7 protein-coding genes and 1 tRNA gene are annotated in these 11,178 nt (G+C 41.6%); 1 reads left to right on the top strand and 7 read right to left on the bottom strand.

Annotated elements, in window-relative coordinates:
* Positions 1-98 precede the first annotated feature (98 nt).
* Complete coding sequence (gene rpoB / locus IYQ92_RS06745; RefSeq protein ID WP_195675962.1) at positions 99-3,671, bottom strand: DNA-directed RNA polymerase subunit beta; 3,573 nt, start codon at positions 3,669-3,671, stop codon at positions 99-101.
* Positions 3,672-4,104: 433 nt separating this feature from the next.
* Positions 4,105-6,399 (bottom strand): penicillin-binding protein PBP1B, encoded by a 2,295-nt coding sequence (gene pbp1b, locus IYQ92_RS06740; RefSeq protein ID WP_195675961.1) that lies wholly within the window; start codon positions 6,397-6,399, stop codon positions 4,105-4,107.
* A 105-nt stretch (positions 6,400-6,504) separates the two neighbouring features.
* Between pbp1b and tyrS the strand changes: the two genes are divergently transcribed.
* Positions 6,505-7,761 (top strand): tyrosine--tRNA ligase, encoded by a 1,257-nt coding sequence (gene tyrS / locus IYQ92_RS06735; RefSeq protein WP_195675960.1) that lies wholly within the window; start codon positions 6,505-6,507, stop codon positions 7,759-7,761.
* A 113-nt stretch (positions 7,762-7,874) separates the two neighbouring features.
* Here tyrS and IYQ92_RS06730 read toward each other — a convergent pair whose 3' ends face one another.
* The 5 genes from IYQ92_RS06730 to IYQ92_RS06710 form a co-directional block, all read right to left on the bottom strand.
* Positions 7,875-8,693 carry a metal ABC transporter permease gene (locus IYQ92_RS06730; RefSeq protein ID WP_195675959.1) on the bottom strand — a complete coding sequence of 273 codons (819 nt, stop codon included), beginning with the start codon at positions 8,691-8,693 and terminating at the stop codon, positions 7,875-7,877.
* The gene (locus IYQ92_RS06725; RefSeq protein ID WP_195675958.1) at positions 8,683-9,393 is read right to left on the bottom strand and encodes a metal ABC transporter ATP-binding protein; all 711 of its coding nucleotides are present in this window, start codon (positions 9,391-9,393) and stop codon (positions 8,683-8,685) included. Before IYQ92_RS06725 ends, IYQ92_RS06730 begins: the two co-directional genes overlap by 11 nt.
* A 2-nt stretch (positions 9,394-9,395) precedes the next feature.
* Positions 9,396-9,839 (bottom strand): zinc-dependent MarR family transcriptional regulator, encoded by a 444-nt coding sequence (locus IYQ92_RS06720; RefSeq protein WP_195675957.1) that lies wholly within the window; start codon positions 9,837-9,839, stop codon positions 9,396-9,398.
* Positions 9,840-9,957: 118 nt separating this feature from the next.
* On the bottom strand, positions 9,958-10,806 hold the full coding sequence (gene ispE, locus IYQ92_RS06715) for a 4-(cytidine 5'-diphospho)-2-C-methyl-D-erythritol kinase (RefSeq protein ID WP_195675956.1): 849 nt from the start codon (positions 10,804-10,806) through the stop codon (positions 9,958-9,960).
* A 290-nt stretch (positions 10,807-11,096) separates the two neighbouring features.
* Positions 11,097-11,170: transfer RNA gene (locus IYQ92_RS06710), tRNA-Asn, on the bottom strand.
* Positions 11,171-11,178: the final 8 nt, after the last annotated feature.

Here is an 11,178-nt window from a genome sequence, read left to right as displayed (position 1 = left end):
TTCTTCGTTTTAGCAGGACACCAGCTACCCCAAGGAGGCTTGCCTCGGGGACTAGTATCTTTTTATCAGTCTAAGTCAATAGCTTACGCTGACCTAGCTTATTTTTCTTCTTCAGTAACTTCAGCTTCTGTCGCAGCAGCTGCAGCCTTTTCTTTTTCACGCGCTTTTTCAAGATCATCAACGTGCATCACGTCATCATCTTCACCTTCATCAAGATCACGAAGTTCTACTTCATTGTCATCCTCATCAAGGACACGCATGTCAAGACCAAGTGATTGCAATTCTTTAACAAGAACGCGGAATGATTCTGGAACACCTGGTTTTGGAATTGGCTTACCTTTAGTGATAGCTTCATAAGCTTTAAGACGACCAGTCACATCATCTGACTTGTAAGTCAAGATTTCTTGAAGAACATTTGACGCACCGTAAGCTTCGAGAGCCCAAACTTCCATTTCCCCGAAACGTTGTCCACCAAATTGTGCTTTACCACCAAGTGGCTGTTGGGTAATGGTTGAGTAAGGACCGACTGAACGGGCATGAAGTTTATCATCAACCATGTGGTGAAGTTTGATCATGTACATAACACCAACTGACACACGGTTATCGAATGGTTCACCAGTACGACCATCATAAAGGATTGTTTTGGCATCAGAATCCATACCTGCCTCTTGAACAGTATCCCAAAGGTCTTGAGATGAAGCACCATCAAAGACTGGTGTCGCGATGTGGATACCCAAGTTGCGAGCAGCCATACCAAGGTGGAGTTCCATAACTTGTCCGATGTTCATACGTGATGGCACCCCAAGTGGGTTCAACATGATATCAACTGGAGTTCCGTCTGGAAGGTAAGGCATGTCTTCAACAGGAACGATACGAGAAACAACCCCTTTGTTTCCGTGACGACCGGCCATCTTATCTCCGACTTTAATTTTACGTTTTTGTGCGATGTAAACACGAACCAGCATGTTAACACCTGATTGCAACTCATCACCATTAGCACGAGTGAAGATTTTCACGTCGCGGACAATACCGTCACCACCGTGTGGCACGCGCAATGATGTATCGCGGACTTCACGCGATTTATCACCAAAGATAGCGTGCAAGAGACGTTCTTCAGCAGTAAGGTCTTTTTCACCTTTAGGTGTCACTTTACCAACAAGAATATCGCCTTCTTTAACCTCAGCACCGATACGGATAATACCCATTTCGTCAAGGTCTTTAAGCGCATCTTCACCAACGTTTGGAATTTCACGGGTAATTTCTTCAGGCCCAAGCTTTGTATCTCGAGTTTCTGATTCAAATTCTTCCAAGTGAACTGATGTGTAAACATCTTCTTTCACCAGACGTTCAGACATGATAACGGCATCCTCGAAGTTGTAACCTTCCCAAGTCATGTAAGCGACGATTGGGTTTTGACCAAGGGCCATTTCACCACCGTCCATTGAAGGACCATCTGCGATAAAGTCCCCTTTTTCAACAAGGTCACCAACTTTAACCAATGTACGTTGGTTGTAGGCTGTACCTGAGTTTGAACGACGGAATTTAGTGATATGATAAACATCAAGTGAACCATCTTCGCGACGAACTTCAACTTTAGAAGCGTCTGAGAAGACAACGCGTCCATCATGTTTAGCGATGACAGCGGCACCTGAATCGTGGGCAGCTTGATACTCCATACCAGTACCAACAAATGGTGCATGTGGATCAATCAATGGCACAGCCTGACGTTGCATGTTGGCACCCATAAGGGCACGGTTGGAGTCATCGTTTTCCAAGAAAGGAATACATGCTGTCGCAACGGCAACTACCTGTTTTGGAGAAACGTCAACATAGTCAACGATACTTGCAGGGAATTCTTGGTTATTACCTTGGTGACGACCCATAACGATTTCTTCAGCAAATGTGTTATCTTCGTTAAGTTTAGAATTCGCTTGCGCTACTGTAAATTCATCTTCTTCATCGGCTGTCAACCATTGGATTTCATTGGTAACCACACCTGTTGTACGGTCAACCTTGCGGTATGGTGTTTGGATGAATCCATATTTGTTAAGGTGTCCGTAAGAAGACAAGTTATTGATCAAACCGATGTTAGGTCCTTCAGGTGTTTCAATCGGACACATACGGCCATAGTGAGTGTAGTGCACGTCACGAACTTCATATCCAGCACGGTCACGTGTCAAACCACCAGGTCCTAAGGCTGACAAACGGCGTTTGTGAGACAATTCAGAAAGCGGATTGTGTTGGTCCATGAACTGTGACAATTGAGAAGAACCGAAGAACTCTTTAACCGCTGCTGTTACTGGACGAATGTTGATGATTTGTTGTGGTGTCAAGACTTCGTTGTCTTGAACAGACATACGCTCACGAACGTTACGTTCCATACGAGCAAGACCAATACGGAATTGGTTGGCAAGCAATTCACCAACGGCACGGATACGGCGGTTACCCAAGTGGTCAATATCATCTATCTTACCAATACCTTCAGCAAGGTTAAGGAAGTATGACATTTCTGCCAAGATATCAGCTGGTGTAAGAGCACGTACTTTATCATCTGGATTTGCATTACCAACAATAGTCACAACACGGTCTGGATCATTTGGTGCAACCACTTTGAATTTTTGCAGTACAACAGGTTCTGTTACTACCGCGTAGTCATTTGGTGTGTAAACAAATTTGTTAAGGTCACCGTCAATGTATTCAGCAATTGAATCAATGACATCACGTGTCATCTCAGTTCCAGCTTCAACAAGGATTTCACCTGTTTCACCATCAACCAAGTTTTCAGCAATGGTTTGACCTAAAAGACGTGTTTTAAGGTTAAGTTTTTTGTTGATTTTGTAACGGCCAACAGCTGCCAAGTCATAACGACGTGGGTCAAAGAAGCGAGCTACAAGCAAGCTACGTGAGCTGTCAGCAGTTTTTGGTTCACCTGGACGAAGGCGTTCGTAAATTTCTTTAAGTGCTTCGTCAGTACGTGAATCTGCTGGATTTTTGTGAATATCTTTTTCAATAGTATTACGAACGAGCTCGCTGTCACCAAAGATATCCATGATTTCATCATCACCTGAGAAACCAAGTGCACGTACAAGTGTTGTAAATGGAATTTTACGTGTACGGTCAATACGCGTGTAAGCAATGTCTTTTGAATCTGTTTCTAATTCAAGCCAAGCTCCACGGTTAGGAATTACAGTTGAACCGTAACCAACTTTACCGTTTTTATCAACTTTATCGTTGAAATAAACACCAGGAGAACGAACCAACTGAGAAACGATAATACGTTCACCACCATTGATGATGAATGTACCCATTTCAGTCATGATTGGGAAATCACCGAAGAAAACTTCTTGAGTTTTGATTTCACCAGTCTCCTTGTTAACCAAACGGAAGGTTACAAAAATTGGTGCTGAGTAGCTGGCATCGTGGATACGAGCTTCTTCCAAAGTGTATTTTGGTTCTTTCAATTCGTAACCAACAAACTCAAGGTCCATAGTATCTGTAAAGTTTGAAATTGGAAGTACATCTTCAAATACTTCTTTCAAACCAGAATCTAGGAAATCTTGGAATGAGTCAGTTTGAATTTCAATCAAATTTGGTAAATCAAGAACTTCTTTGATTCTTGAAAAGCTACGACGTGTACGGTGTTTTCCGTACTGAACTTCATGTCCTGCCAAGTTTTTAGCTCCTTTTATTAAAATACAGCAGCCACAACGTCTAGTTGCAGTCTAGTTACATCGAATATCTAGAAAAATACTCTTCTTATCGCCTTGAAACCAATAATTTTCAGAAAGTTTAAATCTAGGTTACAAACCCCATTTTTCTCAAAATTAGGCACAAAAAGAGCAGCTAAATCTCACTTTATCAGGTTGATTTAACTGCTGTAAGCCCCAGCTGGACAATATTTCAGCTAGAACAGACGACAAATAGTTAACAATATTATAACCTATTTTAAGAAAAAAAGCAAATTTTTCTGGTCGCATTCATTGCTTTTTAACCCTTTTAAACCAAGCGTCTTAGCCATCTTACTTTGAAAGCGAATCCAGAAAATCAGCATAAGAAAAAGGACTGAACAGTGACGTTCAATCCTTAATCAGTCGACCTGTCGTCTTAGTTTCCACCAAGTTTTGACCAAGCCTTTTGATAATCACTATCGGTACCACCGATAGCAAATTTGTAAGTCATCGTTCCTGCACCGTTCTTAGCCCAGTTACTTGTTGTCGTCTCACCACCGACCGTAATATTACGTCCGTTGACAGAAACAACACCAGCCTGTAAGCCAGTTGATTTCAAAACCGTTGACTTGATGACGCTAGAATCAAGACTAAATTTGCTACCAGTTCCAAAGACGCTACCATCTGCGCTGTTGATGGCATTAACCAAATTAGCCATGTAATTCGCATTATTATTATAGCCAGCTAAACTTGACAGCGAGCTATTGTCATCGTGACCAGCCCAACCACCCAAAGTTACCTTAGGCGTTGCCAACATCAACCAAACATCAGATGTCGAGTTGGTTGTCCCGGTCTTACCAATCCAATCAGCATTTGCCAGACCACTATTAAGGCTTTGCAAACGTGATTTAAAAGTCGTCGTCTTACCAGATGAAATCGGTCCACGAAGCAGTTCTTGAAGAATAGTAGCTGTCGCTTTAGAAAAGACGCGAACACCATTATCCTTATGCTGATAAATGACCTTGCCACTACTATCCGTGATACTCTCAACCATATACTGCTCGTGATAAACACCATTATTAGCAATCATTTGGTAAAGATTAGTTTGTTGACCGACAGAAACCTCAATACCACCACCAAGCGGAAGACTCTCAATATTGTAGTCCGAAATACTATAGTTCATCTTATCCATGTAGGATTTGACATCAACATCCTTATCCTGCAAAAGCTTATAAGTCCAATAAGCCGGAATATTCCAAGACGTATTCAAAGCCTCTTGCAAGTCAATCATAGTCGTTCCTTCGTCATTGCCGTGCATGATTTTCTCACCACTTGAGTAGGTTGTTGGGTAGTTGGACAAGACGCTGGCGCTACCAAGAAGCCCCTGGTCAATAGCAATACCGTAAGGCAAAATTGGCTTAATACTTGACCCTGGCGACCGTTGCGTGTCAAAAGCATGGTTATTCTGGTTGGCTGAATAATTTCGCCCACCAATGAAGCCTAAGATGGCACCCGTAGCATTATCTGTCAAAACATTACCAACCTGAACAGTTCCCGTCCCATCATCCAACAAATTGCCATATTGAGCAACGGCATTCTGCATGGCATTGTAAATTGACTTGTTAATCGTTGTTTTAACTATGTAACCACCCTGCTGTAACTCTTCGGATGCACGAGTCTTGTAGGCTGACTTGGTCTCATCATTCTTCAAATCCTGCTCAGAGACACCATCTTTTTTAACCAGGTAATCATACATGATATCCTTAGCCTCACTCAAAACAGAGTAGTAAAGATAATCATGCTCAGTCGTTTCAACCGTTTCTGATGCAATAAAATCTTTCTTAATATTGTAAGCTTTATAAGACTCATATTCTTTCTTGGTCAGAACACCCGTGCGGTACATATTGTACAAAACATTTTGCTGGCGGGCTAAACCGTAAGAAAGACCGTCATCTGATTTTAATTGACCATCTGCCGTGTAAGGTGAATAAACAATTGGACTTTGAGGAAGACCTGCGATGAAGGCAGCCTGTGGAATCGTCAAATCCTTAGCAGATACACCAAAAATTCCTTGCGAAGCCTCTTCAACCCCAGCAATATTTTGACCCTTATTATTACGACCGAACGGTGACACATTCAGGTAGTTGGTCAAAATGCTGTCCTTGTCAGAATAACGCTCCAAAGCCAAAGCATAGATAATTTCCTTAGATTTACGCTTGAAGGACGGGTCATCTCCTAGAACCTGTTGTTTCAATAACTGTTGGGTCAAGGTTGACCCACCAGAGCTCTCGCCAAGACCAAGTAAAGACCCAGCTGTCGCCCTAAAGATAGCCTTGGGCACAACCCCATTATGACTGTTGAAGTTCTCATCTTCAGTCGCAATAATCGCCTTCTTGATATTATCAGAAATCTCATTACTTGCTACTGGTGTCCTAAGCAAATCACTATCAACCTCAGAAATCTGTGAACCGTCTGAATAAGTCAAACTCGAAATCCGACTAACAGAACTCACCTGACTAACCAAGCTAGCCTTACTCGGAACCTTAACAGAATCAATCTGACTGGCTAAATACCCAAAAGCCAGACCAATTCCCAACATTCCAAATAATAGTAAAATAATATAAAAGAAGTCAGACATCAACTTCATAATTCGTAAAAAGATGGAACCAACTTCAGACAGGTTAACAGCCTGCTTCTCTCGTTTCCCTTTTTTTCTAGTTTTCTTAACCATCAACAATACCTCGTTTTCTATTATAACAAACTTTATTAGACTTGCATATCTCAAAGAGTTTTGCTATAGTTTGTAGTGATACACAATTATTATAGGAGAAAACGGATGAACATTTTTGACGAACTCAAAGAACGTGGCCTTGTCTTCCAGACAACGGACGAAGAAGCACTCCGAAAAGCGCTCGAAGAGGGTTCTGTTTCTTATTATACAGGTTACGATCCAACCGCTGACAGCCTCCACCTTGGGCACTTGGTAGCCATCTTGACATCACGTCGTTTGCAAATGGCAGGGCACAAACCTTATGCACTTGTGGGCGGTGCCACTGGTCTTATTGGAGACCCATCATTTAAGGATGCTGAGCGCAGCCTTCAAACCAAAGAAACCGTTGAAGGTTGGGTCACTAAAATCCAAGGTCAACTATCACGTTTCCTTGATTTTGAAAATGGTGACAACAGGGCTGTCATGGTCAACAACTATGACTGGTTCGGTAGCATCAGCTTCATCGATTTCCTTCGTGATGTTGGTAAATACTTTACTGTCAATGCCATGATGAGTAAAGAATCAGTTAAAAAACGTATTGAAACAGGGATTTCATACACAGAATTTGCCTACCAAATCATGCAAGGCTATGACTTCTACGAACTCAATGACAAGCACGGTGTTACTCTCCAAATCGGTGGTTCAGACCAATGGGGCAATATGACAGCTGGTACTGAATTGCTTCGTCGCAAAGCTGATAAAACTGGACACGTGATGACAGTGCCACTTATCACAGACTCAACTGGTAAAAAATTCGGTAAATCTGAAGGAAATGCTGTTTGGCTCGACGCTGATAAAACATCACCATACGAAATGTACCAATTCTGGCTCAACGTCATGGATGCTGACGCTGTTCGTTTCTTGAAAATCTTTACTTTCCTTACTTTGGAAGAAATCGAAGACATCCGTGTTCAATTTGAAGCTGCGCCACATGAACGTTTGGCACAAAAAACATTGGCACGCGAAGTTGTGACTCTTGTTCACGGTGAAGAAGCCTACAAAGAAGCCCTTAACATCACAGAGCAACTCTTTACAGGTAACATCAAAGGCCTCTCAGTTAAAGAACTTAAGCAAGGTCTCCGCGGTGTGCCAAACTACGATGTCAAGGCTGACGATAACCTTAATATCGTTGATATCCTAGTTACCGCCGGCGTTGTCAATTCAAAACGTCAAGCACGCGAAGACGTCCAAAATGGTGCCATCTACATCAACGGCGAACGCATCCAAAACCTAGACTACAACCTTTCAGACCAAGATAAATTGGAAAACGAGCTAACCGTTATCCGTCGCGGGAAGAAAAAATATTTCGTCTTGACTTACTAGTAACAAGCGAGCTTCGGCTCGTTTTTTTATTGCAATTATCTAGCTAAAAAACGCACGAACAATTAACTGTCCGCGCATTTTCTTATTTTAACTAAACTTTTAAAATAGTCGCTCTAGGCTAATTTTCTGCGCAGCATTCCACCCAAGCTAACCAGTAGGAAAATGCTGATAAAAATCATGGTAATTGTAGCGCTAGCCGGTGTTTCCCAATAGTAAGAAAGGAAAATACCTGCGACCATACCAACAAATCCGATGATGATACCGATAAAAATAACGGAAGTGAAATTTTTCCCTAAACGCATGGCGATACTTGCTGGTAAAACCATGATAGTAGAAACCAGCAGAGCTCCCGCTGCGGGAATGGTGAGGGCAATCGCTATCCCAGTCACAATATTAAACAAAATTGACATCAAACGTACAGGAAGCCCATCTACGAATGCCGTATCCTCATCAAAGGTCAAAATATACATAGGACGAATGAAGAGTAAAGTCAAAATGAAGACTGTCACAGCAATGGCAAATAGAGCAATCACCTGCCCCATGCTAATAGTAATGATAGACCCAAAAAGATATTGCTCTAGGCTGACACTACCTGCATTGCTCGACTTACTCATGACAATCAAGGAAACTGCCAGACCAAACGACATGAGGATGGCTGTTGAAATTTCCATATAATGCTTGTAAACAGTCTGCAAATATTCCAAAATCACAGCAGCTACCACAACAATTAGCAAGGTTGAAAGGGTCGTATTCATCCCAAGAACAATCCCCATAGCAACCCCAGCCAAAGAGACGTGACTCAATGTGTCGCTCATCAAACTCTGACGACGTAAAATCAAGAAAATTCCTAAAATCGGTGCAAAAACACTAATGGCAATCACTGACAGCAAGGCACGTTGCAGAAAATCATAAGAAAGCATATCAGTCAGCATCAGTTTCTCCTTCCTGTTCATTTGCGTGGACATTGAAACAACGCCAAGGCAATTCCTGATTACGAACCAAATGAATATTACGATCCGCATAACCTTTCACTTCATCAGGGTCATGCGTAATCATCAAAACAGCTTTGCCATGCTCATGCGCATTATGATGCATCAATTTATAAAAGGTCTCCGTTGTTCCAGCATCCATACCTGTCGTTGGTTCATCCAAAACAAAGATATCTGGATCCGAAGCAAACATACGCGCAATGACCGCCCGTTGCTTTTGCCCACCTGACAAGCTGCCAATACGCTTGTGACGATTTTCCCACATGCCAACTGATTCTAGGCTAGCCTTAATGTGTTCCTCATCATGCTTGTTCAATCGACGGAACCAGCCCTTTCGAGGATAGCGCCCCGACTTCACAAACTCATAAACCGTCGAAGGAAAACCCGCATTAAAACTAGCAATCTGTTGAGGCAAGTAAGCAATCCGTAACTTTTTGCCATCTGTATTCTTTTTAGAAATAGTGACGGTTCCCACCTTAGGCGTTAAAATCCCTAAGGTTGCCTTCAAAAGTGTTGATTTAGCTGCGCCATTCTCCCCCGTAAGGGTCACAAACTCCCCGCTATCCAAATGATAATTAATATTTTCCAAAACAGGCTCATTATCATATTGGAAAGCTAAATCTGATACTGTAATATATCTCATAACTACCTTTCTAAACGATTGATAAATACTTCCAAAAAGTGATCAATGACAGCTTGATCTTCTGTCGAAAATTGCTCAACCAAGTCATCATAGACACCTAAAGTTGCATGATGATGATGCAAGTGTTCGTCAGCAATCGGCTTAGCTAAATCAGACAAATCGAAATAAGAAATCCGAGCATCCTTAGTATCCTTGACAGACACCAACAAATCCTGGGCAATAAGACCCTTCACCGCCTTCGTCACAGCAGCCTGGCTCACATTCAACTGCTTGGCCAACTCCGAGTTGGTTAAACGCTCCTGCGACAATAGCATCAAAATATGCTCCTGTGTATTGGTCAAATTAACCCCACTCTGACAATCCCCAAACAAAAGCTCATGCTGATTCTCCGCCTTCAATAAAATCTCACTAACCAAATGATCAACTTTTTTTGCTAAATCCGCCATAAAAACACCTCTATTCATTAACCAGTTAATTATACCATGAAGAAAAAGAAGAAGCAAATAATCACTTCTTCATTTATAAATTTCGATAATTGGTAGCTGGGTTGAACAACAGCCTCACCTACAAGGTCCTCACCTTATAGACCTCCTTGCAAAATCCTTTCATACTATTAACCACACGGTCAGCTTTTTTCTCTGTATTACAAAGCGCAAAAACAGTCGGACCACTACCGGTCATCAGAGCAACGTCGGCACCACACTTCAGCATCCTATCTTTAATTTTTTGAATCAGCGGTTTCCTAGCAATCGTCACATCTTCCAAAGAATTTCCCATATACTCAATCATATCACCATAATTTTTAGACAAAATAGCTCTCTCCAAAGCCTGAATATCAACTCTCGAAATTGTCTGACAATCCACATCACGAAAAACCGTTCGCGTTGAAATTCCAAAATCCGGCTTAACCAAAACCACCCAAGAAGAAATAGTCTCCTCTAGAGGTCTCACTACTTCTCCACGACCAGAAACATGAGCACAGCCCCCCTCAATACAATAGGGAACATCTGTACCGACTTCAAATCCAATCGTAAACATCTCTTCATTCGTCAAATTCAACTGCCAAAGCTGATTCAACCCTCGAATAACAGCAGCAGCATCCGTTGAGCCACCACCTAAACCAGCACAAATAGGAATTGACTTATCTAATGAAATCAATAATCCCTTCTTAATTGAAAAACGCTCCCTAACCAATTGCGCTGCTTTGAAAACATCATTCTTATCATTTAAAGGCATCCTGTAATTATTGGATTCAACAATAATATCAGAACCTTCAATCTCTGAAAGTGTCACATAATCATTTAAATCGACACTAACCATAATCATTGACAACTCATGATACCCATCTTCCAACTTGCCAACAATATCCAAACCAAGATTAATCTTAGCTGGCGCTTTTTCAATAATGCTCAATACACCATAACCTCTGTAAAAATCTTACAACTATTATAGCATAAGAATACCTCAAATCTTTATTTTAATCATTGATCATAAGTTCCACAAAAACTCTAAGCATGTTCCACCTGCTAACTCATGTTACGACAAAATAAAGGCGATAGAACTGTGGCAAGAGATCTAACACACACTAAAATTTAAAAATTTCAACTAAACTTAGCATAAGGATAATTTTTTCGTGCCGCTTTTCGCTTTAGTTTTTTCAAACAAAAAGCGCTGACCTCTCAACGCTTCAAAGTTCTATATGACTCCGGCAGTAGGACTCGAACCTACGACATCATGATTAACAGTCATGCGCTACTACCAACTGAGCTATGCCGGATAATGGCT

It is taken from the genome of Streptococcus sp. HF-1907 (assembly GCF_015594605.1).
Classification (GTDB): domain Bacteria; phylum Bacillota; class Bacilli; order Lactobacillales; family Streptococcaceae; genus Streptococcus.
This window is presented reverse-complemented; position numbering and strand designations above follow the sequence as displayed.

What these genes read in the sequence shown, in the direction of transcription:
- pbp1b (WP_195675961.1), bottom strand. Translation starts at nt 6,399, where the DNA reads ATGGTTAAGAAAACTAGAAAAAAAGGGAAACGAGAGAAGCAGGCTGTT.
- tyrS (WP_195675960.1), top strand. Translation starts at nt 6,505, where the DNA reads ATGAACATTTTTGACGAACTCAAAGAACGTGGCCTTGTCTTCCAGACA.
- IYQ92_RS06730 (WP_195675959.1), bottom strand. Translation starts at nt 8,693, where the DNA reads ATGCTGACTGATATGCTTTCTTATGATTTTCTGCAACGTGCCTTGCTG.
- IYQ92_RS06725 (WP_195675958.1), bottom strand. Translation starts at nt 9,393, where the DNA reads ATGAGATATATTACAGTATCAGATTTAGCTTTCCAATATGATAATGAG.
- IYQ92_RS06720 (WP_195675957.1), bottom strand. Translation starts at nt 9,839, where the DNA reads ATGGCGGATTTAGCAAAAAAAGTTGATCATTTGGTTAGTGAGATTTTA.